The organism is Endoryza foliicola (assembly GCF_050589245.1).
Lineage (GTDB): Bacteria > Bacteroidota > Bacteroidia > Chitinophagales > Chitinophagaceae > Endoryza > Endoryza foliicola.
Genome location: NZ_JBOBEW010000006.1, coordinates 222,413 through 247,301, shown reverse-complemented (window position 1 = coordinate 247,301; position 24,889 = coordinate 222,413). Strand labels below are relative to the sequence as shown.

At 41.7% G+C, this 24,889-nt stretch carries 20 protein-coding genes; 4 read left to right on the top strand and 16 right to left on the bottom strand.

The window, feature by feature from the left end; all coding sequences use genetic code 11:
- Nucleotides 1-6: 6 nt before the first annotated feature.
- On the bottom strand, nt 7-2,166 hold the full coding sequence (locus tag ACQ2HE_RS15105) for an alpha-galactosidase (protein WP_430901177.1): 2,160 nt from the start codon (nt 2,164-2,166) through the stop codon (nt 7-9).
- A gap of 217 nt (nt 2,167-2,383) precedes the next feature.
- On the opposite strand from ACQ2HE_RS15105, the gene ACQ2HE_RS15100 reads away from it, so the two are divergent.
- On the top strand, nt 2,384-3,409 hold the full coding sequence (locus tag ACQ2HE_RS15100) for a LacI family DNA-binding transcriptional regulator (protein WP_430901179.1): 1,026 nt from the start codon (nt 2,384-2,386) through the stop codon (nt 3,407-3,409).
- 288 nt (nt 3,410-3,697) lie between these two features.
- Here ACQ2HE_RS15100 and fumC read toward each other — a convergent pair whose 3' ends face one another.
- The 9 genes from fumC to ACQ2HE_RS15055 all read right to left on the bottom strand — a co-directional run bounded on the left by fumC (nt 3,698) and on the right by ACQ2HE_RS15055 (nt 14,909).
- Complete coding sequence (gene fumC / locus ACQ2HE_RS15095) at nt 3,698-5,098, bottom strand: class II fumarate hydratase (RefSeq protein WP_430901181.1); 1,401 nt, start codon at nt 5,096-5,098, stop codon at nt 3,698-3,700.
- 31 nt (nt 5,099-5,129) lie between these two features.
- Entirely contained in the window at nt 5,130-5,828 is a 699-nt protein-coding gene (locus ACQ2HE_RS15090; protein WP_430901183.1) for a lipoprotein signal peptidase, read from the bottom strand.
- A gap of 80 nt (nt 5,829-5,908) precedes the next feature.
- Complete coding sequence (locus tag ACQ2HE_RS15085; protein WP_430901185.1) at nt 5,909-8,500, bottom strand: bifunctional UDP-N-acetylmuramoyl-tripeptide:D-alanyl-D-alanine ligase/alanine racemase; 2,592 nt, start codon at nt 8,498-8,500, stop codon at nt 5,909-5,911.
- 6 nt (nt 8,501-8,506) lie between these two features.
- Nucleotides 8,507-9,478, bottom strand: coding sequence for a TerC/Alx family metal homeostasis membrane protein (locus tag ACQ2HE_RS15080; RefSeq protein WP_430901187.1), 972 nt, complete (start codon nt 9,476-9,478; stop codon nt 8,507-8,509).
- A gap of 21 nt (nt 9,479-9,499) precedes the next feature.
- Nucleotides 9,500-11,203 (bottom strand): gliding motility-associated ABC transporter substrate-binding protein GldG, encoded by a 1,704-nt coding sequence (gene gldG / locus ACQ2HE_RS15075; RefSeq protein WP_430901189.1) that lies wholly within the window; start codon nt 11,201-11,203, stop codon nt 9,500-9,502.
- 7 nt (nt 11,204-11,210) lie between these two features.
- Nucleotides 11,211-11,933 (bottom strand): gliding motility-associated ABC transporter permease subunit GldF, encoded by a 723-nt coding sequence (gene gldF, locus ACQ2HE_RS15070; protein WP_430901191.1) that lies wholly within the window; start codon nt 11,931-11,933, stop codon nt 11,211-11,213.
- Between the two features lie 887 nt (nt 11,934-12,820).
- The gene (locus ACQ2HE_RS15065; RefSeq protein WP_430901193.1) at nt 12,821-13,174 is read right to left on the bottom strand and encodes a HesB/IscA family protein; all 354 of its coding nucleotides are present in this window, start codon (nt 13,172-13,174) and stop codon (nt 12,821-12,823) included.
- Between the two features lie 22 nt (nt 13,175-13,196).
- Nucleotides 13,197-13,616: a Fe-S cluster assembly scaffold IscU gene (gene iscU, locus ACQ2HE_RS15060; protein WP_430901195.1), complete on the bottom strand. Its 420-nt coding sequence runs from the start codon at nt 13,614-13,616 to the stop codon at nt 13,197-13,199.
- Nucleotides 13,617-13,691: 75 nt separating this feature from the next.
- Nucleotides 13,692-14,909, bottom strand: coding sequence for an IscS subfamily cysteine desulfurase (locus ACQ2HE_RS15055; RefSeq protein WP_430901197.1), 1,218 nt, complete (start codon nt 14,907-14,909; stop codon nt 13,692-13,694).
- A gap of 138 nt (nt 14,910-15,047) precedes the next feature.
- On the opposite strand from ACQ2HE_RS15055, the gene mce reads away from it, so the two are divergent.
- Nucleotides 15,048-15,449 carry a methylmalonyl-CoA epimerase gene (gene mce, locus ACQ2HE_RS15050; protein WP_430901199.1) on the top strand — a complete coding sequence of 134 codons (402 nt, stop codon included), beginning with the start codon at nt 15,048-15,050 and terminating at the stop codon, nt 15,447-15,449.
- 63 nt (nt 15,450-15,512) lie between these two features.
- Here the strand turns inward: mce and ACQ2HE_RS15045 are convergent, their stop codons facing one another.
- From ACQ2HE_RS15045 to ACQ2HE_RS15020, 6 genes are all read right to left on the bottom strand, one after another.
- Nucleotides 15,513-16,502: a G8 domain-containing protein gene (locus tag ACQ2HE_RS15045; RefSeq protein WP_430901201.1), complete on the bottom strand. Its 990-nt coding sequence runs from the start codon at nt 16,500-16,502 to the stop codon at nt 15,513-15,515.
- A 238-nt stretch (nt 16,503-16,740) separates the two neighbouring features.
- Entirely contained in the window at nt 16,741-17,937 is a 1,197-nt protein-coding gene (locus tag ACQ2HE_RS15040; RefSeq protein ID WP_430901203.1) for a T9SS type A sorting domain-containing protein, read from the bottom strand.
- A gap of 1,220 nt (nt 17,938-19,157) precedes the next feature.
- On the bottom strand, nt 19,158-20,345 hold the full coding sequence (locus ACQ2HE_RS15035) for a T9SS type A sorting domain-containing protein (protein ID WP_430899986.1): 1,188 nt from the start codon (nt 20,343-20,345) through the stop codon (nt 19,158-19,160).
- 284 nt (nt 20,346-20,629) lie between these two features.
- On the bottom strand, nt 20,630-21,367 hold the full coding sequence (rnc, locus tag ACQ2HE_RS15030) for a ribonuclease III (protein ID WP_430899988.1): 738 nt from the start codon (nt 21,365-21,367) through the stop codon (nt 20,630-20,632).
- Nucleotides 21,368-21,459: 92 nt separating this feature from the next.
- Complete coding sequence (gene fabF, locus ACQ2HE_RS15025; protein WP_430899990.1) at nt 21,460-22,713, bottom strand: beta-ketoacyl-ACP synthase II; 1,254 nt, start codon at nt 22,711-22,713, stop codon at nt 21,460-21,462.
- A gap of 111 nt (nt 22,714-22,824) precedes the next feature.
- Complete coding sequence (locus tag ACQ2HE_RS15020; protein WP_430899992.1) at nt 22,825-23,061, bottom strand: acyl carrier protein; 237 nt, start codon at nt 23,059-23,061, stop codon at nt 22,825-22,827.
- 229 nt (nt 23,062-23,290) lie between these two features.
- Here ACQ2HE_RS15020 and ACQ2HE_RS15015 point away from each other — a divergent pair, with 229 nt between their 5' ends.
- Nucleotides 23,291-23,719 (top strand): GNAT family N-acetyltransferase, encoded by a 429-nt coding sequence (locus ACQ2HE_RS15015; protein WP_430899994.1) that lies wholly within the window; start codon nt 23,291-23,293, stop codon nt 23,717-23,719.
- A 49-nt stretch (nt 23,720-23,768) separates the two neighbouring features.
- A complete protein-coding gene (locus ACQ2HE_RS15010) occupies nt 23,769-24,755 on the top strand; it encodes a hypothetical protein (protein ID WP_430899996.1) in 987 nt (328 codons plus the stop codon).
- The last annotated feature ends 134 nt before the right edge of the window (nt 24,756-24,889 follow it).

The following is a 24,889-nucleotide window of genomic DNA, read 5'->3' as shown; positions in this document are numbered from 1 at the left end:
TTTGGTTTACTTGGTTTGTTTTTGAATTGTCCACCAACTGTAAGAAAGGGGGGCCAATTCAATTTCCATTTCAATTTCGCTATTTTTATTGATCGAATACAATTTTGACGACTTCCCTTCTTTGCTCACTATTGCGGTTGCTTGCAATCCGGTATAATAAAGCGGAATTTTAATTTTTTTCTTCATTGGAGTGGATGTTGGATTGAACAGGAGCACTATTCCGCGAGTATAACCGGAACTTTGCACATGCATCCAACCATCCCAATCTCTGCCATCTGCTCTTCGCAAATGAACAATATCTTGATTCAACAGGTCTCGGTATTTCTTATACCAAGCTATCATTTCGGCCACCACTTTTCGAGTGGTATCAGTATCGTATAAGCGAGGACCGCGATAACAGGCTTGCACTCCGGCACCATAATACTGAAACATAAGTTGTTTATAGTCGGCTAGATGCTCACTCAAGGGTTCTAAGATAGCCTCCGGTCCGCCACCCTGGTAGCGTGTGAGAGGAACAAATCCCCAACCCATGGCCGGTGTTTTTTCGAAAGTGCCGTCATTGATGTTTTGGCGGTTCAATATTTTCTGTTGTTCTCTCGACAATGAAAAATTCACTTCTCGGTAACCGATGGCAATTTTATGAGTGCCGTCCATGAAATACCAATCGGGGGCATTGATGTAAACCCCTTTTTCATTGAGCCAACGGTACAATTCCTTTTGAATTTCCATTTGGCGCCATTGTGAGTCCTCTAAATTTTTATGCCCGGGGTGAACGGTACTGGCGCACTGATCGCCCGGATAAGGTCCATCATTCTCCCAAATATCAAATCCCGTATACTTGAAAAAGTTTTTTATTTTATCGCGATAAGCAAGCCCCCATTTACTTCCAAAGCAAGGTGCGTTGCCGAAAAATGCACCACCCGGCTTGCCGGTTTTGGCATCAATTACATCGTCTTCATCGCTGATTCTTCTGCTGCTGAACAAAGAATAACCACCTAACGCAATTCCCTTTTGATGAGCATAGTCGGCCAAGCTTTTCCATCGATTCAAATTGGCAGCACTGGTATCTTCCATATTCAAATGAGAGCCAAAACTGAGAATAACGGCTTCATATCCGGTAGCTAGGCATTGGTCGATGGCTGTTTTTACTTGTTCGTCGTTGGAACTTACAAGATGCATGAAAATGGGATTCATTTGTGTCCACGGAGCCACCGTGCGATACATCTTACGAATGGCCATTCCTCTTCGTTCCCGATCGTATCCGTCCATTAGCAATTCATGGGTGCGCACCGATTCAAAACGTTCTCCTTTTGCAAGCGTAATACCGGGTGCTTTTTCCGGATATACTTCCAACAAACAAGGTGTTTCATAATTGTAGTTCACTTGTGAAGTATAAGTAGAATCAATGTTCCAGTGTGTAGTTTGATCACTAATATCATACCTCATCGCATTATTAAAAGCATAGTTGGTTTCTAAATAGATTCCATGCTGCTTCTTCATTTCTGTTGGTTTGCCCACTACGGCGCTTTCTTCTTCTACTAATCCCAACACTTCGTTCTCTACTCTATTCAAGTAAACTTGATTATCAGAATTATTCTCGATGCCAATCCATTTTACAATCAATGGTGCACCGTCGAACAATTCATAATGCACCACAACCTCTAACCCTGCGAATTGTGGATGTGAATAGCTGAACTTCACGTGTATTCCTTTGTAGGGCAACACGGCGCCGCTCCAAAATCGGTACTTGGTCTTAATTCGAGGTGTAAGTGGTTCGGTTTCAACTTTGGTAAAAATGAAATCGTTGGTTCCTGCTTTTAAAGAAGACAACCATTCTGGCTGCAGATAGGCTTTTTCAGACTGCCCTTGCAATCCACCCACCGCATATCGTATTCCATTGATGTATAAAATAGCTTCAGGACTAATGGCTCTTAATAACTCTTGATTCGTAGTTAAGTTTAGGTATCCTACGCAAGCCATATTAGGACCTTTGTAGAAACTGCGCTTTACCAATCCATTGGATAGGGTGTATTGTTGTGTTCGAGGATCGTATTGGAAGAACGATTTATAGGGCGCTCCATCAAGCAGCCAATCGGTTTGTGCATTCATTTCCAAGCTACTCAGCAAGCAAAAGAGGAAGGATAAGAAAAGGCCTTTATTTTTCATATTCAGGAATCATTAAAAAAGAAGCCGGAATCAATGTTCCGGCTACTACCATTGTTTATATCTGCTACTAGCTGTCAGCTCTCTAAATTTAATGAAAGTCTTTTGAATTGTTGTTTCAAAATCTTTTAAAAAGTGGAAAACCGCTGATTATTGGTCCTTTTCAAATCAAGCAACCGTTTGCATCATTTTTTTAGCGGCTATTTCTTAATATCGCAGTATGGAAAAGAAGCTGCCTACTATAAAGGAGATTGCGCAACGATTAAATATTTCAGTTTCAACTGTTTCTCGTGCTTTGCACGATCACCCCAGTATTGGCTTGCGTACCAAAATGCAAGTAAAAAAACTGGCGGAAGAACTGCATTATGTTCCCAATCAAACCGCGATCTTTTTCAAGCAGCGCAAGACTTATACCATCGGGGTCATTTTACCCAATCTCCGGGAAGAGTTCTTTTCGTTGGCTACCAGTGGCATTGAAGACAAGGCATTTGAGAACAATTATATCGCGCTGATGGGTCAAAGCCACGACAGCATTGACCGTGAAAAGACCTTGGTAGAAACCATGCAGAAACACCGTGTAGACGGGCTTTTGGTATCCATCTCCAAGAACACCTCAAATGTGGATCATTTTCAAAGTTTATTGCAATTCAATATTCCGGTAGTGTTTTTCGACCGTGTTCCCGACGTGCCGAATATTCATTCTGTTTGGTGCAGCCTGTATCACAGTTCCATGGAAGCCATTGATTTTTTGATCAAGAAAGGGCATAAAAGAATTGGTTACATACAGGGGCCCGATACACTCAGCATTAAAAACGAGCGCCTTCAAGGATACTTAAACGGACTAAAAAAGAACAAGATCGTTCATGATCCTTCTTTAGTGGTAAGTTCCGATTTCTCTGCAGAAGGAACGCAAAAAGCCATGGACCAGCTACTAGCCTTGAAAAACAAGCCAACAGCCATTATAACGTTTAACGACTATGTGGCGCTCGATGCCATGCAGTATGTAAGAAAGAAAAAATTAAAGATCAATAAAGACTTGGCCTTCGTTAGCTATGCGAACCTTCCTATTACGCATTACTTAGAAACACCACCTTTGGCTTCTGTGGAACAATTCCCCTACGATCAAGGTGCCCGCGCCGCAGAATTACTTTTCAAGTTGATAGATCAAAAAGAATCAAGCGAGAGCCATCCCTTTGAGAATGTGGTTCTGAATAGTGAGCTGGTGATTATTGGTCAAGGTAAATAAAGCGGCCAATTAAACTGTAAACTGAACTCGAGGTTGTTCGTCGATACATCCCACTGATTGGTCGACTAGGATTTCCTGTCTCTTATCAATCTCTTATTTTAGCCTTTAGTATAATGGCAATTCGAACTTTCAACATTGTTACACTCATCCACGCTAAAGTGTTTTATTCACCTTAGTTGGATTAATTCTGATTGTATCCGGCTTTGTTTTTACTGAGCCGGATTTTTTTTGGACACAAAAAAAGAAGGCCGAAGCCTTCTTTACTTATAAGGAATAACATAAAACTTCTTACTTGATCTCTCCCACCATGTTTGCAGGATCAACCCACTCATCAAATTGCTCCGGCGTAACATAACCCAACTTCACAGCCATTTCTTTCAGCGTTGTTCCTTCTTTGTGCGCTTTCTGTGCAATTTCAGCCGCTTTGTAATAACCAATTTTTGTATTCAAAGAAGTCACCAGCATCAATGAATTGTCTACGTGCTTTTTGATATTGGCTTCAATAGGTTCAATACCCACTGCGCACTTATCATTAAAGCTTACGCAACCGTCTCCAATTAAACGAGCACTGTGCAAAAAATTGTAGATCATTACCGGTTTGAATACGTTCAATTCAAAGTGACCATTGGCACCTCCAATATTAATAGCAACATCATTACCCAGTACCTGCGCAGCAATCATTGTTAATGCTTCACACTGCGTTGGATTCACTTTCCCTGGCATGATCGAAGAACCGGGCTCATTATCAGGAATGAACAATTCACCAATACCACTTCTCGGACCTGAAGACAACATGCGAATATCGTTTGCTATTTTCATCAAACTTACTGCTACTGTTTTCAATGCACCGTGTGCTTCTACTATCGCATCATGTGCAGCCAATGCTTCAAATTTATTTGGAGCCGTTACAAAGGGCAACCCAGTTAATGCAGCAATATGCTTGGCAACATTCGGAGCATAATCTTTAGGAGTGTTGATACCGGTACCTACTGCTGTTCCACCCAAAGCCAATTCACTAAGGTGAGCCAAGCTGTTTTTAATGGCGCGCAAACCATGATTCAACTGAGCAACATAACCACTGAACTCTTGCCCTACTGTTAAAGGCGTAGCGTCCATAAAATGGGTTCTACCAATTTTAACCACGTGCATAAATGCAGCGCTTTTGGCAGCAAGCGTATCTCTCAATTTTTCAATACCGGGAATTGTAGTTTCTACTAAAATCTTATAGGCTGCAATGTGCATCGCAGTTGGAAAGGTATCGTTTGAAGATTGAGACTTGTTCACATCATCGTTCGGATGAAGGAATTTTTCTTTATCGGTCAATGCACCGCCTTTCAATACGTGACCACGATATGCCACCACTTCGTTCACATTCATATTGCTTTGGGTACCGCTTCCGGTTTGCCAAACCACCAATGGGAAATATGCATCGAGGCTACCGGTCAAAATTTCATCACATACAGTTCCAATTAAATCACACTTTTCCTTCGGTAAAACACCTGCTTCAAAATTGGTTATAGCTGCGGCTTTCTTCAAATATGCAAAAGCACGAATGATTTCTTTTGGCATCCGGTTGATGTCTTGAGCAATTTTGAAGTTGTCGATACTACGTTGTGTTTGGGCACCATAAATCGCATCCACAGGTACTTTTACTTCGCCCATGGTATCCTTTTCTATTCTGTATTCCATCGATTATGAATTGAAGATTAAAGATTCGATTTTATAAAACATGCTTCTCGTCCGATTCCACCGCGTTGGTTTCAACGGTAGGCGTGGCGGTTGCAGGCACTTCTTTGAAGAATCGCTTTTGGAAAATCAAGATGGCAATTACCCCAACACTTATAGCAGCATCTGCCAAATTAAAAATAGGGGAGAAAAATGTGAAGCTTTGTCCACCAATGAAAGGTACCCAACCGGGCATAATTTTGTTTTCAATGATGGGAACGTAGAGCATGTCTACCACATTGCCGTGTAAGAATGACCCGTATCCTTTGAAATTCATGGTGGCTAGGCCAACGTATCCCATATTATCGCCAGTGAGTTTATCGATGGTCATTCCTTTGTCGAAAATGAGCCCGTAAAACATACTGTCGATCAAATTTCCCAATGCTCCTGCAAAGATCAAAGCAACGCAAATAATGAAGCCTCTATGATATTCCTTTTTAACGATACTCTTAATATAAAACACCCCGAAAATAACGGCTACCAAGCGAAACAAGGTGAGAGCTAATTTCCCGAAGTCACCTCCAAATTTCCAGCCCCAGGCCATGCCTGCATTCTCGATGAAATACAAACGAAACCAATCTTTGAAGATGGTAATATGACCTCCGTAGTACATGGATGTTTTCACCCAAATTTTAAGAGCCTGATCCGCAAAAATTACCAACAAAATCACCAAAACAACCGTACGTAGTTTCACCGCTAAAAATTTAGGTTACAAATATACTTTTAGTGCATCAGTTTTGAAAGCCGTTAAGGGTAAAAACCCTGAAAGGCTTGTTATTCTTCGTAATACAGCCTTCTAACACGTTGCGAAACACCGGAAATGAGCTCGTAAGGGATGGTATCGGCCCATTTGGCCACTTCTTTCACTGAAAGTGGACCACCGAATACAATCACTTCATCCCCTTCTTTTACCCCGGGAATATGGCTAATGTCTACCATGGTCATGTCCATGCATATCCACCCAACCACGGGAGCCAGCTGCCCTTTGATCATCACTTTTCCTTTTCCATTGCTCAAGGCTCTTGAGTAGCCATCGGCATATCCTATCCGAATAGTTGCTATTGTTCCCGCTCTGCTAATTTCTCCTAAGGCTTTCTGCTGTTCTTCGAAACTGCAAGGCTTTTCGCCCCCTTGTTCCAACTCATTTCTTCTCTTTCCCTCCCTCTCAATTTCTTCATTTTGCAATATTCCCTTTCTTCCGTAGCCGACGGTCTCTCCCGGTTCCAATTGCTTGATCTGTGCTATGGAAGTTTTTAACGTTGACGCCTCTCTAATATGGGTATTTCCCGATTCTACTCCATACAACCCAATTCCCAGTCGTACCATATCAAACTGCAAATCCGGAAATCTTGCGATCCCCGATGTATTTGAAAGGTGACGCAATACCGGATAACTAAGCTTGGCCGATAACCGATCACACATCTTCACAAACAAAGCCCCTTGCTGACGTGTAAACCCATCAAAAGCCGGGCTTTCACTGGCTACTAAATGACTAAAGAAAGCTTGCACTTTTAGAACCGTTGTATCCAATACTGTTTCCAAAACACTTAGTTCCTTTTCATTGAAGCCAAGACGATTCATCCCGGTTTCCAATTCAATATGTACCGGAAAATGTTCAATGCCTTGCTTTTTCAGATAGTCTACCAATTCATTCAATAGTGAAACAGAATATACATCAGGTTCCAAATGAAATTGAACGAGCTGATCAAAACTACTGGCATCGGGGTTCATCACCATTATAGGTAGTTGAATGCCTCGCTTTCGGAGCGCTACCCCTTCATCGGTATAGGCAACCGCCAAATAGTCTACCTTATGATATTGTAACAAACGAGCAATTTCATAGGAACCACTACCATAAGCAAAGGCTTTCACCATTGCCATAATACGTGTACCCGGTTTTAATTGCTCTTGATACCATTTTAAATTGTGAACCAGCGCGTTTAAATTAATCTCCATCACCGTTTGATGACGTTGCTCTTCTAAACGCTGATTGATCAACTCAAATTCAAACACCCTAGCTCCCTTTAATAGAATTACTTCTTCCCGAAAAGTTAACTGAGGAAAATCAGAGAGAAAAGATTCCGTACTCTTGTAAAATTTGGTCTCCAAATTGGGGAGTTGTTGAAACAAATTTTGGTAGGCATAAAGTTTTTCGCCAATACCTATGAAGCGATGTACCTCACGTTGTTTCAACGCATCAGAAACCTCTTGATACAACTCTCTTTCAGGCTTACCACTCTGTAAGATATCTGAAAGAATGACGGTTCTCTTGGGCTGTTGTTGCTGTTGCACCAAGAAATCCAACGCTATTTTTAAAGAATTGATATCTGTGTTGTAGCTATCATTGATAACTGAACAATGATTTACCCCTTGCTTTAGTTCCAAGCGCATTGCAATGGCTTCTAATTGCTTCATGCGTTTGCTGATCTCTTTGGGTTTCACATCCAAATGAAGCATTACACACCAACAATGAATCGCGTTTTCAACAGATGCATCATCGGTAAAAGGAATTTCAATTTGAATGGTTTGACCTTTATAGTTAGCAGAAATCAAACTCTTTCCATTGTCCTTAAAAATGGTAAGAATTTGAAGGGTTGCATCAGAAACCGTACTCCAGTTGAAGAGTGTGAAATCATTAGAGTCGTCGCGATGCAATTGTTGCCACAATCCTGCTACTGCAGTATGAACCTGCGGATCGTCTTTACAATAGATCAATGTTTTTACATGGGTAAAAAGACGCAGCTTTTCATTCACTTTTTGGCGAATGTTCAAGAATCCTTCACTGTGTGCTTCTCCAATATTAGTGAACACCCCAATGGTTGGCTGGATAATTTTTTGAAGTTTATCCATTTCACCACTTTGAGAAATTCCCGCTTCAAACAATGCCAATTGATGATGCTCCATCATTGGCCACACACTTAAGGGAACTCCAATTTGAGAGTTGTAACTTTTGGGACTTCTAACAATAGAAAAAGAATCCTGTAGCAATTGATACAACCACTCTTTTACAATTGTCTTACCGTTACTTCCGGTGATTCCAATAACCGGAATATTGAATTGCTTGCGATGATGCGCAGCTAATAACTGCAAGGCGCTCAGCGTATCGGATACTTCTATAAAGGAGGCTTCCGGAGCTAGTTCTTGAAAGCCCGACTCGCTTACCACAAATGCTCGTACTCCTTTATCGTACAATTCCTTCACAAACGCGTGACCATTGTTACGAGGACCTTTCAAGGCAAAGAACAAAGTAGTAGGCGCATGCACCAATTTTCGACTGTCGATCAATAAATAATTGATCAATTGTTCCGAACTGATTTCAGATTTGCTTTTAAGGATCTTGGCTATATGTTGAAGGGTGTACGACACGTATCCTTATGATTTTACTGATTCATCCACTTCATCTTTTGGCAATCCTTTTTTCTGCATAAAAATCGAATAGAAAATCGATCCCGATATACATAGTACGATTACACCCAGAGAAATAAAGACGAGATTATTTTTTGAGATATATGGTTCAATCCAATGTTCTACCAGCATCTTTACGCCAATAAAAATCAATACAATTGCAATCCCTTGTTGCAAGTAATCAAACTTGCTCACGGCCCCTCTTAACAAGAAGAACAAAGAGCGCAAGCCGAGTACGGCAAAGATATTAGAGGTATAAATCACCAATTTATCTCGTGAAATACCCATTACTGCAGGAATGGAATCTAATGCAAAAACCAGATCAATAGCCGCTAACATCATCACTACTACAAACAAGGTCGTATACACCGGTTTTCCATTTTCTCTTACTACGTATTTCCCGTTTCCATCGTGCGTAGTGAGCGGCAGGAACTTTCTCAAGAAGCGATATATCTTGGAGTCGTGAGGGTCGAAAGCTTCATCTTCATCAGCCGTAAACATTTTGTAACCGGTGTACAACAAGAATGCTCCAAAAAGATACAATAGGAATTCAAATTTATTCACCAAAGCTACCCCCACCGTAATAAAAAGAATGCGAAATACAATGGCCATCAATATTCCGATTAATAACACCCTTCCAAAAAATTGTTCTTTTACTTTGAAAGAAGTGAAAATGAGAATAAACACGAAAATGTTATCAATACTCAAACTCCACTCCATTAAGTAAGCACTCAAGTATTCCAACGCCGGTTGCTGCCCTTTCTCAATCCACATAAATACAAAAAAGCTGAGCGCCAACGCAACCCAGAAAAAGGTTTGCTTCAAGGCCTGTTTTATTGATACTACTTGATTTTTTTTACTCAAGAGTCCTAGGTCGAACACGAGCGCAACTACCAAAACGAGCCCAAAAACGATATACGTGATCTGATCAACTGACATGATAATGATGTATATGAAAAATTAACGTTGATATTTGCGCTTACGCAAAGATTGAAATATAAACCCGAATAATATTATAATTACAACCGGTCCTGCAATGTTTAACAATTGCCAAGTTGTTCTTTCTTCTTCCACCTTTTTGGGATCCAACAATCGTAGTGTGAAATCTTTTGCTCTGGTTTCAAGAATACCACTTGGGTTTACCAAATACTCCATGCAATTCAAAAGAAAATCTTTGTTAGCATATTGCATTTTAGTGAACTGATTCATACCAACCGGTAACGGACCCTCCTTCTGAGTAACAACATTGGTGGCAATGTCAGCATCAGAAATTACGATCATCTTGTTTTGAATCGAGTGCGACTGGAAAGGCAGTTTCATCGCCGCCAAGGTATCGAGAATGGCTTTGGGAAGACGGTTATTGTACAACGAAGTAAACTTACCCTCCAACAACATCGCAATGGGTATGTGCTTTTTGGTAAAAGTTTTTACATCCTCTTCCGTTTTCACACTGTTCAAACTCACAATGGCTGGCGTACTCAAGGTTCTTGCATTCGCAGAAGTTGCCAATAACACTGTTTTCTTCACTTCAGGTGTTGCAACAGTATCAATTGAATTTGGAAAGATGGACAAAACTTGATTCAAGTTTTTTGAAATAGAATTATTCGTGTACGAACTCAGCACCGGAAAATAAGGCCAGTCTACTAATTCCATTTGAGGTTGATCGCCAACACTACCAACAACTAACGGAAACTTATCACTTTGCAAATCTTGAACCAGATCGGGATTGATTCTCACTCCATATCGGAACAGCTGATCCTCCAAATTAAGATTGCGGTCAAATGCAATGAAATCCGATTGCGTTCTCAATAAACTGTCCATCTCAGCATACAAACGATCAATTAACCACAGCACTTTACCACCATTCATAATGTATTGATCGATCTTTATCTTTTGTTGATCATTGAATGGTTTTGTAGGCTTCATTACAACCAACGCATCGTATTCTTGAGAAACAAAACCTACACTGTCAATAGGTAAGAAATCGGTTTGGTAGTTCTGCATCAATACTTCTCGCACCAAACTGTTTACATTTGGATTGAAAGTTTCTCCATTTCCCAATAAATAACCAACCAGAGGTGTTCTTTCTTCTGTTGCTTTTTGAATGGCTTGCCCAAACTTGTATTCCAAAAGCGCTTCAGTGCTATTGATAACAGCTTGATCGAGCGAAGAAGATTGTTGTCCTGAAAGTAGGTTTATAGCTTTAACAATACCTTTTGTTTCTATAATGGCACCGGGTACCACCAATCGCTCTTCATTGGCATCGCCCTCTTTCGCCTGCACTTTAATATTGTAGGGCTTAATACCCAAGCGCACCATTGAATCGAGGTAGATATCTTTATCGGTTCCTTCTAAGCCTTCGCCAATCTTTTCGAATTTGAATTGAATTTTAGAACCGCCGTATTCTTTGAATTCTTCCAATAATTCGCGGCTGCTATTTGCTAGCTTTTTGAATCCGGATGGCAAATCTCCTTCTAAAAACACGGTTATTTTTACAGGCTCTTTCAAGCCTTTTAATAATTTCTTTGTAGGAGCAGAAAGGGTATACCGATTTTCAGAAGTTAAATCAATTCTGAAATGCCAAAAGGCTGAAAGGATGTTGAGTCCAATCAAAACCAACAACACTACAATCCAATCGAATTTACTATTGAGTAGTTTTTTCATAGATCAACTATCGTTTAAACAGGTTTTTATAGGTTATATGGAGAAGAAAAGCGATCACACTTAGGAAATAGATCACGTCGATACTATCCACCACGCCTCTGCTGATACTTCTATAGTGAAAGTCGATACCAAGCATCTCGATATAATAATCGGCTCCCGCCTGAAAAGCCGGTATTCTACTGATGGCATTGAATCCACTGTACAGTAAAAAGCAGGCGAATGAGCTGATGATGAAAGCGACTACAGAGTTGGAGGTGAAGCTGCTGCAACAAACTCCTATGGAAACGAATACGGCAGCCAAGAAGAAGAGTCCAATATAGGAGCCAATGGTAGCGCCAATATCGATACCTCCTTCGGAAGAAAGCATTTGAACACTTATCGCATAAACCAAGGTTGGAATCAAGGCGATCCAAACCACCATCAAAGCACCGAGGTATTTCCCCAACACAATGGCTCTAGGGTGAAGTGGTCTGGTTTGCAGCAGTTCAAAAGTGCCACCTTTGTATTCATCAGAAAAACTTCTCATGGTGATCGCCGGCACCAATAGCAACATGATCCAAGGCGCCATTTCAAAGAATTTCTCCAAACTGGCATACCCAAAATCGAGCAAATTGGAATCCGGAAATACGAACAGGAACAAGCCATTCAATAGCAAAAAAACCGCTATGGCAATATAACCGGTCAGACTGCTGAAGAACTGCCGGAACTCTTTCTTACATAATGACCACATGGGTACGAAAATACTGCATTATTGGGAAGTACAGAAAGAACGGAAGCAAGGGGTATTAATAATTAAGAATTAAGGGTTAAGAATGGGACCGAAGCGCAGGCTTTATTCTTCACCGCAAAGCACGCGAAGCCCGCTAAGCATTCGTAAAGATTCGTTCTCTGCCTACCTCTTTCCTCCCTCCTCGTTTACTGTTCTCCTCGTTCCTCGTCTCCTGTTTTCCTCGCTTCCTGTATTCCCCTGTTCTTTTTCACCGCAGCGGCGCAGCGACCGCAGCGTTTTCGCAGCGTCCCTCTTCTTTCTTTATATTTCACTCCCGCATTATCAAACCACCGCATTCTCAAATTCTCCTCCCTCTTCGTCTCCTGTTTTCCTCGCTTCCTGTATTCCCCTGTTCTTTTTCACCGCAGCGGCACAGCGAATGCAGCGTTTTCGCAGCGTCCCTCTTCTTTCTTTGTATTTCAGTTCCCTATTATCAAACCATCACATATTCAAATTCTCCTCCCTCTTCGTCTCCTGTTTTCCTCGCTTCCTGTATTCCCCTGTTCTTTTTCACCGCAGCGGCGCAGCGTTTTCGCAGTGTCCCTCTTCTTTCTTTGTATTTCATTTCGGCATTATCAAACCATCACATTCTCAAATTACCCTCTCTTCTTTAATTTTTTATTAACTCTTTGCTCTTTGTATTCAATCATTCCTTAAATTCGAGTCCCAATTACAAATCCTATACAAGATCATTATACGGTTTCTGGCGATTGCTATACCAAATTATACGTTCCAAAACCTACTGCACAACCCGCTCCAAAAGAGCGGGATTTTTTTTGGATCTAGCGCAAAAAAAATCCCGACCTAATTAGATCGGGACTTCTATATTACCAGTTCAAATGAAATCTCTAAACGGAGAAACTGTCGCCACAACCGCAAGTACGGCTGGCATTGGGGTTGTTGAAAAAGAATCCTTTTCCGTTCAACCCATCGCTGAAGTCCAACATAGTGTTTACCAAATAAAGGAAACTTTTGAGGTCGGTTACCAATTTCACTCCATTGTCTTCAAACACTTGATCAGTAGGACGGGTTTCGTTGTCGAAATCGAGTTTGTAGCTCAACCCTGAACAGCCACCACCTACTACCCCAACGCGGAGGAAATAGTCGGAATTGTCATCAATTCCGGCATCAGCCTTCAACTTCGCCAATTTTTCTTTGGCTTTATCACTCACATATATTCCATTGTCTAATGCAACACTCATATCACAGGATTTTACAGTTCAATTAATGAACGCCTTTCTCTTCAAACTGAATCGCTTCCAAACCGTTTTTAACGCGGTAGTCATTGATAGCAGCTTTGATTGCGTCTTCGGCCAATACAGAGCAGTGAATTTTCACCGGAGGAAGGTTCAATTCTTCCACGATATCCATATTGTCGATTGTTAAGGCTTGTTCTACTGTTTTACCTTTTAACCACTCAGTTGCTACTGAAGAAGAAGCGATAGCGCTTCCACAACCGAAGGTCTTGAATTTAGCGTCGGTGATGGTTCCGGTAGCATCGTCTACCTCAATTTGCAAACGCATTACGTCGCCGCACTCAGGTGCACCTACTAAACCGGTACCTACTGTTTTCTTTGATTTATCGAGAGTACCAACATTCTTAGGATTTTGGTAGTGGTCGATCAATTTATCTGAATATGCCATAGTTGTATGATTTTATTCGTTCCTATTAATTGTTATTTACTAATTCTTAATTATTAATTGTTAATTATTAATTAACTAGTGGTGCGCCCATTCAATAGAATTCAAATCAATTCCTTCTTTGAACATCTCCCACAGTGGGCTCATTTCACGCAATTTGGTTACGGTTTCAGAAACAGCCTTGATGGTATAATCAATTTGTTCTTCCGTAGTGAACTTACCCAATCCGAAACGAAGTGAGCTGTGCGCCAAATCATCTCCCAATCCCAATGCCTTCAATACGTAGCTTGGTTCCAAAGAAGCCGAAGTACAAGCAGATCCTGAAGACAAGGCAATGTTTTTATTAAAGCCCATCATCAAACCTTCTCCTTCTACGTATTTGAATGAAATATTGGTAGTGTGAGGCAAACGGTGCTCGCGGCTACCATTTACATACGCTTCTTCTAATTGCATCAAAGCAGACTCTAATTTATCGCGCAATTTGCTTAAACGAATGGCTTCTGATTCCATTTCTTGCATAGCTATTTCGCATGCTTTACCGAATCCTACGATACCGGTTACATTCAAAGTACCACTGCGCATTCCACGTTCGTGACCGCCACCGTCCATTTGAGCGGTAACTTTTACGCGTGGGTTTTTGCGACGAACGTACAAGGCACCAACACCTTTTGGACCGTACATTTTATGAGCTGAAATTGCCATTAAGTCAATTCCATCTTTGTTTACATCTACCGGAATTTTACCTACCGCTTGTGTAGCATCTGTGAAAAACAATACGCCATGTTTTCTGGCAATGGCACTGATTTCCTTCACAGGCATCACTACTCCGGTTTCGTTGTTCGCATACATGATAGCGATCAAGATCGTTTTTGGAGTAATAGCAGCTTCTAAAGCAGCTAAATCAATCAACCCTTCTCCGTCAACCGGCATATAGGTTACTTCTCCGCCTACTTTCTCAATATGCTTACAGGTGTCCAATACCGCCTTGTGTTCGGTAACCACTGTAATGATGTGATTTCCTTTGCTGGCGTACATGTCGAACACACCTTTGATAGCCAAATTATCTGATTCAGTTGCTCCTGAAGTAAAAATGATTTCTTTAGGATCGGCTCCAATCAGTTTTGCCACTTGTTCGCGTGCATAATCAACGGCTTCTTCCGCAGCCCATCCGAACGGGTGGTTACGGCTGGCAGCGTTTCCGTAGTGGCTTGAAAAATACGGCAACATTGCCTCTACTACTCGAGGGTCACAGGGAGTAGTAGCATTATGATCTAAGTAAATTGGTAAATTCAGCATGTCAAATTCTATTTAAGTCTCTCTATTTAAACACAAATTTACCTCAAATGGTTCTATTTTTAAGCGATAGCGCAACATTAAACTCTTATTTTACCGATTTCGTAAACAAGTTGTCATTAATTTAGCTAAACTATTGATATGCAAAACGTTGAACATATTGGAATTGCTGTGAAAAGCCTGGATGTTTCCATTCCCTTGTACGAGGTTCTTTTGAATGCGCCTTGCTATAAAACGGAAACCGTTGAATCTGAAAAAGTAGCCACTGCTTTTTTCAAGACCGGGCCCACAAAAATTGAACTATTAGAAAGCACCGACCCTAATGGAGTGATTTCCAAGTTTATAGAGAAGAAAGGGGAGGGAATTCATCACATTGCTTTTGGCGTAACCGATATTGAAGCGGAAATGAAACGACTTCGGGAAGCCGGTTTTACCTTGTTGAATGAAACGCCCAAACAAGGAGCCGATAATAAATTGGTCTGCTTTGTTCACCCCAAAAACACAAATGGCGTATTGGTTGAACTTTGCATGGAGAAGCCATAAAAAACCCCTTATCCCGGCTTCCGGCGATAAGGGGCTACCCTTGAAATTATCCTATTCTGAAAACTAAAACACTATTTTTTGAAGGTGCACACAACCGGAAGCTTCTCTTACTTTCACTACCAATACCCCTGCACTGTTTAAAGGCAACTCAATTTGTGTGCGGTTAGAAGCTGAATTTATTTTCTTTTGAGCTACTTGCTGTCCATTCATACCTACTACCGTTACATCTAAATTTACACCGGCATCTTCAAACCAATCGATGGCAATGGTGGAGGCACTCGACTTAAAAATTTTTAAGTGCTTATTGGGCATTTCCATTTTAATCATGCGAACGTTTGAATATTTTACCGGAGTTCCGGCGTCAACTTGTGCAATTCTATAATAAACCTGCGGACGTGTTTCATTCTTGTCAAGGAATTTATAATTGTTTACCATTCCACCTTTTGCTTCTGCGAACAAGATCGCAATAGTAGTCCACTCAAATCCATCCAAGCTTTTCTCGATTTCATAATGTTCGCCATCAATTTCTTCTGCCGTTGACCAAACAATGGTATTTCCTTCATCATTATGCGCAACTGAAAAATTCAGAAATTGCAGCGGAAGTAAGAAATTAGAGCTGAAACCGACAGGCGATACCCCTGTAGAAGCGTTTGCGAACATGATACCGCGAATATTGTAGGGCGAAATTTCATCGTATTTTTTTACTCCATTGATTGTGATGACTTCTTCATTTGGCTTGGCTCCGAACCTACGGACCAAACCATTCTGTCCTACAAGTATATACGAAGTTGAACCAAGCGCGAGTCCCTTTTTAATTTCCAAAGTCCCTTGAACATTTATGTATAGATCACTGTAAGAAGCATTGCTCAATTCCATTACCACTCCATAACCTGCAGGAATTACAACTGAATCACCTGATCGAGGAGCACGATTCAAACTCCAACTAGACTTGTTCGACCAATCGCCCCACCATGAGATACACGTATTCAACGTACGGGCTGAAGCAGTTACACTTAACAATGAGGCGATAAAAAGGGTAAAGATTGTTTTCATAAATATTTTGATTCTGGGTACAACCTTAAGTTTCAATACACATACCAATTGGTGCCAATGAATGAATAATTAAGAATTTATAATTCATAATAAATTGGAATTCAGCATCATAAGACTATAATTTCAATAACGGACATTTAGATATCTAAAAGAAAAAGCGCCTCTCTACTCCCAAGAAGGGAAAGAGAGAGGCGCTTTTGGGAAACCTGTTTTAGGCTTCTAAGGGTATCTTATTAGATTATTGAACGATCAATTTTTCCAATTGCTTTTCGCCATTCGCTTGACGAATCTGCACCCAGTAGGTTCCGGGTTTCAGCGAAGACACATTCAAACGAACTACATTGGTTCCGCTAATTCCTTGTTTTAACTGTACCAGTTGACCGGCTGTATTGAATACACTTACATTGAAGCTGGTATTGGCCAAACTGTTTACCAAAATGGTTACAGTTCCGGAAGCAGGATTGGGATAGATTCCCACTTTGCTTTCTAAGCTCATACGAACTGCGCGTATTGGGGAAATGCTATAAGTTGCATCTACATCAATCATGCGCAAGCGGTAGTAGTTCACTCCAGGAGCCGGAAAAGGATCAACGATGGAATAGGATTTCGGTGTAGTGCTGTTTCCGTTAACGGCTATCGCAGAAACTTCTGTCCATGTTTTAGTATCGTTACTTCTTTCAACGATGTAAGCTTTTAAGTTCGACTCTTGCTGAGTGGTCCAAGTTACGGCAACCTTACTTTGTTGCTTGGTAGCAGTGAAAACAGTGAGAGTTGCAGGCAGGGCACCCAAGCGCTGAAATCCTCCAAAATTATTTCCAACAGCACCCATTTCCCAAGTATTGGTAGCAAAAGCTACTGAACCAATTCCTTCGTCAACGCCGCCGTTTCCTTTTTGTTGAACATTGTCAACATTCGATGTATTGATAGCTTTGGTTACTCCACCCATCACAAGGCGTGTATAATTTGCTGCGATATCGGCTCCCAATCTTTCTTGCAAGCGAAAAACGGCATCGCCTCCAATACTAAAAATAGCTGTTGGGTTCGACATGGTGAAGGTAACCCCGGCTTTAATATCGAAGGTTTGCGCATAATCGTACACATCCGGGGCTTCGCCCAGCATAATGATTCGAACATTCGACCCAAGGGTCATAGTAGCAGCAACTTTCAATCTTCTGTGTTCGATGAAAAGAGTATCGGCCGCTGTAACTGTATTGAATCCCGCGCCGAGTGTGCTAATGGCTGTAAAAGTACCGCTAGTGTTCTTAATGTACCAGTCGTTGGGATCTACAAACTGCGTTGCAGACGCAATTTCATACGCGGTGTTAATGGGGGAATTTGCTTTCCAGTAAAGTCGACGAGGAGTAGAAACCGGTTGTGCCGTGGCAAATTCGGCACATAGAACTGCCAACACTACTACTAAGTAGAGCTTTCTCATGTGATCAGAGTTTAAATTAAACAATACGATAGTTCCGTTCAGGGGGAGGTCTGAGGTCTGTTAATAGGATAAGTGAACGAAGGTGTTTTGGCAGGCCAATTTTCAGAGGGGCGAAATGATGGGTCAAAAGTACGGCTCCTGAAAACACCACACAAGAGAAGTTATTCACGTTTAAAAGGTTGCATGATAATTAAGAATTAAGAATTAAGAATTAATAATTCGGCTTCGGAGGGAGTGTGTGGTTTTACAATGGGAAGGCTACTCTGTAGGACGTTTGACGAAAAAATCAGAGAAGAACGACCCTGTAGGGGTCGCATATCAGTAGCAACAATAAACGTCGTACAATGCCAACGACCCTGTAGGGGTCGTACATCAGTAGCAACAATAAACGACATGCAATGCCAATCGACCCTGAAAGGGTCGCACATCAGTAGCAACATTAAGCGACATGCAATACCAACCGACCCTGTAGGGGTCGAACATCAGTAGCAACATTAAGCGACATGCAATACCAACCGACCCTGTAGGGGTCGAACATCAGTAGCAACATTAAACGACATGCAATACCAACCGACCCTGTAGGGGTCGAACATCAGTAGCAACAATAAACGACATGCAATGCCAATCGACCCTGTAGGGGTCGAACATCAGTAGCACCAATAAACGATATAAAATGCCAACCGACCCTGTAGGGGTCGAACATCAGTAGCAACAATAAACGACATGCAATGCCAACCGACCCTGTAGGGGTCGAACATCAGTAGCAACATTAAGCGACATGCAATACCAACCGACCCTGTAGGGGTCGAACATCAGTAGCAACAATAAACGACATGCAATGCCAATCGACCCTGTAGGGGTCGTACATCAGTAGCAACAATAAACGATATAAAATGCCAACCGACCCTGTAGGGGTCGAACATCAGTAGCAACAATAAACGATATAAAATGCCAACCGACCCTGTAGGGGTCGAACATCAGTAGCACCAATAAATGATGTACAATGCCAACCACCCTGTAGGGATCGTACATCAGTAGCACCAATAAACGATTTACAATGCATCCGACCCTGGAGGGGTCGCATATCAGTAGCAAGCATAGATCATGTAAGGCAACAACGACCCTGAAGGGGTCGCACAACATTCTGAATCAAGATTGAAAAAATAAAAAAGTCCCGCCGGAGGCGGGACTGTGTATGTATTTCGTAGAACGAAATGAGACTATTGTTTTACAACCATCATCTTAGATGTTTGGCGTGTTCCGTCTTGGAACTTCACATCAACGATGTATTCACCGGCTGAGTAAGCAAATACATCCAATGTAACTACGTTGGTATTTTGCAAACCTTGTTTAGCAGCAACCAATTGACCGTTTCTGTTGAATACTGATACGCTGAAGCTACCGCCGCTTTGAGCATTAACTAAGATGTTAGCAGTACCGCTAGCAGGGTTAGGATATACTCCTACTTTAGCAGCACCGTTTGCACGGATCGCACGTACAGGAGTTAAACCGAACTTACCATCAGCATCAATGATGCGAACACGGTAGTAGTTGATAGTAGCCAAAGGAGCAGCATCAGTGAATTTGTAAGACTTAGGAGTTGAAGAATAACCCGCAGCAGCTACTTCACCAATTGAAGACCATGATTGACCATCGTTGCTTCTTTCGATAGAGTATGACTTAGAATTGTATTCTTGTTGTGTACTCCAAGCCAAGGAAATAGTGCTTCCAGCTTTAGCTGCAGTGAAATTTACCAACACTACGGGAAGGGCGCCCAACTGAGCAAAACCACCAAATTGATTTGTTGTTGTGCCAATAGTCGCCGTTTGACTGGCATAGGCAACAGTTCCAATTCCTTCATTAGCACCACCATTTCCAATTTGTTGAATATTCGCTGTTGATCCATTAACCGCTTTGATAACACCACCCATAACTATACGTGTGTAATTTGCTGCGTTATTAGCCCCATTTCTTGATTGTAATCGTAAAACTGCATTTCCTCCAATTGAGAAAATAGCACTGGTATTAGACATCGTTAAGACAACCCCGTTGTTTAGATCCATTGTCTGAGAACCTGAAGCGGGAGCACCCAACATAATGATACGTACATTGGTAGGAAGCGTGATATTTGCATCAACATCCATTCTTCTGCCGTCAATGAATAAAGAATCTGTTGACAGAATCGCATTCTGACCGCTAGGCAAAGTACTGATCGCCGTGTAGGTATTGTTGGCATTCTTAATAAACCAATCTGCTGCCGCAGTAAAACCGGCTGGAGTGGTGATAGAGAATCCGCTGTTAACGGCGCTTGACATTTTCCAATATAAGCGTCTTCCGCTGACAGCTTGTGCATTTGCAACACCTGTTGCCAGCACAGCGAAAAGCATGGTTACATAAAACTTTCTCATTTTGTTCAGAGTTTATAAGTGATAATAAATAAATGACTAACCCGGTGGGTTCTCTGGAAATGGACGAAAGTTTTTAGAAAGGATGATGGGACGGATTGAGACTAGTCGACACAACGACGTAGTGCTAATTACAAACTAAGCTCTTTTGACGATTTTAAAGGGGGATAAGTCGATCAGATGATTTCAGTGGATAGAGGCGAATAGAGTGCTAAAATAGTAGGCGAAATTGAAATTTGCAAGCACTTATATGAAAAAATTTTAAGAGATTTTTGCGCTGAAGCGGACTAAGACCCGCTAAGTTCCTCATTTTCTTTGCCTAAGCCCAATTTTTCAATGGCCAAAGAAGCGGCAATTTGGCTGGCATCTTTTTTATTATAAGCCTTTCCTTCGGCAATAATGGCCCCGTCTACCACCGCTCCTATGGTGAACAAACGCCTGCCACCTTCCATTTTTTCATGAATTGTTTCGAATTCCAGGTTCTTCCCGTTCTTGTTGGCCCAGCCGTAGAGTTTGTTTTTATGGTTGATTTCCAGGTTTTCGAGGTCGTCCATAAATAAATGGGGAAGAATAATGGCCTCAAGTACCCATTTCTGCGTTTTCCGGAATCCTTTATCTAAATATATGGCACCCACCACTGCTTCCAAGGTGTTACCAAATATCTGACTCACTTTCAGCGAGTTATCGAACTTATTAAAGAAGGTGATTTTTTTGAGGCCCATTTTCAGGGCAATTTCGTTGAGTTTGTTGCGGTTTACCATCTTACTGCGCATTTCAGTAAGAAAGCCTTCTTCTTTGTAGGGGTATTTTTTGAAGAGATAGTCGGCCACGATACCACTGAGGATGGCATCCCCAAGGTATTCCAGACGCTCGTTGTTTTCATCTGCCGTGTCTCTCACGGAGCGATGTGTTAAGGCAGCACGGTAAAGCGCTACATTACTGGGTTTGAAACCCAACACATTCTTCAGATTTTTCTTGAAAGCGGCGTCGTCTTTATTGCCTTTAAAAATCTCGATTAATCCCACAAATATTCGATCTCTTGTTTAAAATGAACAAACAGCAAGATAAGGGTGCTTTTGAAGCCACCACTCCTTCAAACGAACGGATAGGGATAAAATTATGCAGAATACTTTTTCACGATTACACAGGCATTGTGACCTCCGAATCCGAAGGTATTACTCAGCGCTGCATTCACCGTACGTTCTTGAGCCTTGTGGAACGTGAAATTGAGTCGTGGATCCAATTCGGGATCATCCGTAAAATGGTTGATCGTAGGTGGAACCACATTGTGCACAACACTCATAATACAAGCGATCGCTTCAATAACGCCGGCAGCCCCTAAGCAGTGACCGGTCATTGATTTCGTTGAACTAATATTTAGATTAAAGGCATGTTCTCCAAACACGTCGGTGATGGCTTTTACTTCGGCCACATCGCCCAGCGGGGTTGAAGTTCCATGCGTATTGATATAGTCGATGTCTTTTGCAGTCATACCGGCATCATCCAGAGCCGACAGCATTACATTTTTAGCACCCAATCCTTCCGGATGTGGGGCAGTAATATGGTGTGCATCGGCAGTAGCACCGGCACCTGCGAGTTCACAATAAATATGAGCCCCTCTTTTGATGGCATGTTCCAATTCTTCCAAGATAACGCAACCACCGCCTTCGCCCATTACAAATCCATCGCGGTCTTTATCGTACGGACGGCTTGCAGAGCTTGGGTCATCGTTACGCTCACTCAAGGCCTTCATAGCATTAAAACCACCTACGCCGGCTTCACTCACCACACTTTCCGCACCGCCGGTTACAATTACATCGGCCTTACCCAAACGAATCAAGTTGAACGCTTCCATCATCGCATTGGTAGAAGAAGCGCAAGCACTTACTACAGCGAAGTTGGGACCACGAAATCCGTGGCGCATAGATATATGTCCTGCGGCAATGTCGAGGATCATTTTAGGAATGAAGAAAGGATTGAAACGAGGTGTTCCATCTCCTTTGGCGAAATTGGTTACTTCTTCTTGGAAGGTAATCAACCCACCAATACCGCTGGCAAATACAACGCCCACGCGGTCTTTGTTGATGTCTTCTCCGGATAATTTTGCATCAGCAACAGCTTCATCGGCGCATACTAGGGCAATCTGTGTGAAACGATCCACTTTGCGGGCTTCTTTACGATCCATGAATTGCAAAGGATCGAAATTCTTTAACTCACAGGCAAACTTCGTTTTGAATTTAGATGCGTCGAATAATGTAATAGGATTGGCACCGGACACTCCGGCTTTCAAGTTCGTCCAATAATCGTTGAGATTGTTCCCAATAGGCGTCAAAGCTCCTATACCGGTTACTACTACACGCTTTGTTTGCATAGCTTATATTTATCCGAGAAATGATTATAAGTAACAAATCCGCCTTTGCAGCAAAAGGCTAACAAAAGGCGGATTCAATTTTTTTATTGCATACCGAACTCCGTAAACGGATTACTTAGCATGTTCTTCTAAGTACGCAATTGCCTGACCAACGGTAGTGATGGTTTCAGCTTGCTCATCAGGAATTGAAATGTTGAATTCTTTTTCAAACTCCATGATCAGCTCTACGGTGTCCAGTGAATCGGCACCTAAATCATTGGTAAAAGAAGCCTCATTTGTAACTTCTGCTTCTTCAACTCCTAACTTATCTACAATGATCTTGTTAACTCTTGTTGCGATGTCTGACATTTTGGTAAAGTTTAGTTACGGCTGCAAAAATATGGTTTTTGATATATACCCACCAAATACTACCATATTTATTGATTCAGTCCCACCCCCCTTCCCTCTCCAAGTTCAATAAAATCCAATACAGTAGCGGCTTTCAACCGAAACTAACACGCGTTATTATTTGTCAAAAAAAAGCCATATTTCAACGTATATTTACTTAAATTGCAGAAAGCTAACATTTGCTCAGCCTATGGCACTTAAGATAATAGATCACGGTTCCAAAGAATACCAACTGATGGTTCAGCTCAGGACAGATATCCTGCGAAAACCTTTGGGCCTTCAGTTCAGCTCTGAAGAACTCGACGAAGAGAAAGGAAATGTGCTCATTGGAGCTTTCGAAGAAGACAAAATGCTCGGCTGTTGCATGTTGATTCGCAAATCGGACCAAGTGGTACACTTGCGTCAATTGGCGGTTCTCAATAATCTTCAAGGAAAAGGAATCGGAAAAGCCATCCTTCAGTTTGCAGAAAACATCGCCCGCGACCTCAAATACAAAAAAATCACCATGCATGCTCGTAGCGCCGTTTCACCTTTCTTTGAAAAACTGGGCTACCAAATTCAAGGTCCGGAATTTCAAAAGCTCGATCTTCCCCACGTGGAAATGGAAAAACAACTCTAAGATTTGTGATTTTAGCTGAAATTCGCATCTCTATTCAAACCAAGTTTTAATGAAGAAATTGTTGTGTGCGGTAAGCTGCTTTCTTTTCATGCACCTCAGTGCACTTGCATGTGGCAATGAATACTATTCCCCTGTAAAACTTCCGCTCAGAAATGATACGCTCGACCTTTCGCTCTTGTTAAAGGGTGCCTGGGAATTCGACTATCCGTATTGGCATTCTCAATGGGGTTCGAATATCATTGAAAGAAGAGATTCCATTAAAGCAGTGATTTTTAACAAATCCGGATTCAAATCATCTGTAGCATTGACCAACCCGGCTAGTTTAGAAACATTGCTAGCCGACAACGATTATAAATTACTTTCAGATTTTGCATGGCACGAGTTGCGAGTGGGGAACAGAAAAGTTTCTTTGGAGCTTTTAAAAAAGCTTTATGCGGCACACCCCGGCGAATACAATGTGGTGGTGAACTTAGGAACTGCTTATGAAGTGAATGGAGCACTCGACAGTGCTTTAAAATACATCTCATTGGCGGTGCGCATGAACCCGGGGTCTCACGAAGGCTCGGAATGGATCCATGTAAACATTCTTAAAGAACTAACTTCAAACAAACCCCATTTCGAAAACATTATCGGCTTGAAGAACCGTGATTTCCTGGAATGGATGCAAGACACTGAATACAAGTTTCCTCAGCCCTCCGAAGATCTGAAAAAACAGATTGCCTATCAATTGCATGAACGAATTCCTTTCTCCACAAAAAAGGATACCCTTGTAGGTCAGTTGATCGTTGACTTCGCCGACATCCTCACCAAAACAAAATATTACAAAGAAGCAGCACCCTTCTACCAATTTGCAAGCAATTATGCGGGTCCGGGTTTGACATCAACGATTGATAGCAGATTGGTATACTTAGAATCTGGTCAGAAAGAAGTAAAAGGTACTTTTCAATGGGCCGGCATCATTTGGCTCTTCCCCGCTTTATTAATGGTGTTCTTATTTGTTGCATGGATCAGAAACCGAAAGCAATTTGAAGAATAGAGTAGTTCAAAACAACTGCTCAACCATTCTTAATTAATTGATTCTTTTCGGGGTCAGTTAATAGACGAGGCCTTCTTGCCAAAATGCGATAAACTTCATTTTCACTGCGAGGCTCCCAATTATTAATTAACGCA

Excerpts from the sequence above, each read along its gene's own strand:
- ACQ2HE_RS15105 (WP_430901177.1), bottom strand. The coding sequence starts at position 2,166 with ATGAAAAATAAAGGCCTTTTCTTATCCTTCCTCTTTTGCTTGCTGAGT.
- ACQ2HE_RS15100 (WP_430901179.1), top strand. The coding sequence starts at position 2,384 with ATGGAAAAGAAGCTGCCTACTATAAAGGAGATTGCGCAACGATTAAAT.
- fumC (WP_430901181.1), bottom strand. The coding sequence starts at position 5,098 with ATGGAATACAGAATAGAAAAGGATACCATGGGCGAAGTAAAAGTACCT.
- ACQ2HE_RS15080 (WP_430901187.1), bottom strand. The coding sequence starts at position 9,478 with ATGTCAGTTGATCAGATCACGTATATCGTTTTTGGGCTCGTTTTGGTA.
- gldG (WP_430901189.1), bottom strand. The coding sequence starts at position 11,203 with ATGAAAAAACTACTCAATAGTAAATTCGATTGGATTGTAGTGTTGTTG.
- gldF (WP_430901191.1), bottom strand. The coding sequence starts at position 11,933 with ATGTGGTCATTATGTAAGAAAGAGTTCCGGCAGTTCTTCAGCAGTCTG.
- ACQ2HE_RS15065 (WP_430901193.1), bottom strand. The coding sequence starts at position 13,174 with ATGAGTGTTGCATTAGACAATGGAATATATGTGAGTGATAAAGCCAAA.
- iscU (WP_430901195.1), bottom strand. The coding sequence starts at position 13,616 with ATGGCATATTCAGATAAATTGATCGACCACTACCAAAATCCTAAGAAT.
- ACQ2HE_RS15055 (WP_430901197.1), bottom strand. The coding sequence starts at position 14,909 with ATGCTGAATTTACCAATTTACTTAGATCATAATGCTACTACTCCCTGT.
- mce (WP_430901199.1), top strand. The coding sequence starts at position 15,048 with ATGCAAAACGTTGAACATATTGGAATTGCTGTGAAAAGCCTGGATGTT.
- ACQ2HE_RS15045 (WP_430901201.1), bottom strand. The coding sequence starts at position 16,502 with ATGAAAACAATCTTTACCCTTTTTATCGCCTCATTGTTAAGTGTAACT.
- ACQ2HE_RS15040 (WP_430901203.1), bottom strand. The coding sequence starts at position 17,937 with ATGAGAAAGCTCTACTTAGTAGTAGTGTTGGCAGTTCTATGTGCCGAA.
- ACQ2HE_RS15035 (WP_430899986.1), bottom strand. The coding sequence starts at position 20,345 with ATGAGAAAGTTTTATGTAACCATGCTTTTCGCTGTGCTGGCAACAGGT.
- fabF (WP_430899990.1), bottom strand. The coding sequence starts at position 22,713 with ATGCAAACAAAGCGTGTAGTAGTAACCGGTATAGGAGCTTTGACGCCT.
- ACQ2HE_RS15020 (WP_430899992.1), bottom strand. The coding sequence starts at position 23,061 with ATGTCAGACATCGCAACAAGAGTTAACAAGATCATTGTAGATAAGTTA.
- ACQ2HE_RS15015 (WP_430899994.1), top strand. The coding sequence starts at position 23,291 with ATGGCACTTAAGATAATAGATCACGGTTCCAAAGAATACCAACTGATG.
- ACQ2HE_RS15010 (WP_430899996.1), top strand. The coding sequence starts at position 23,769 with ATGAAGAAATTGTTGTGTGCGGTAAGCTGCTTTCTTTTCATGCACCTC.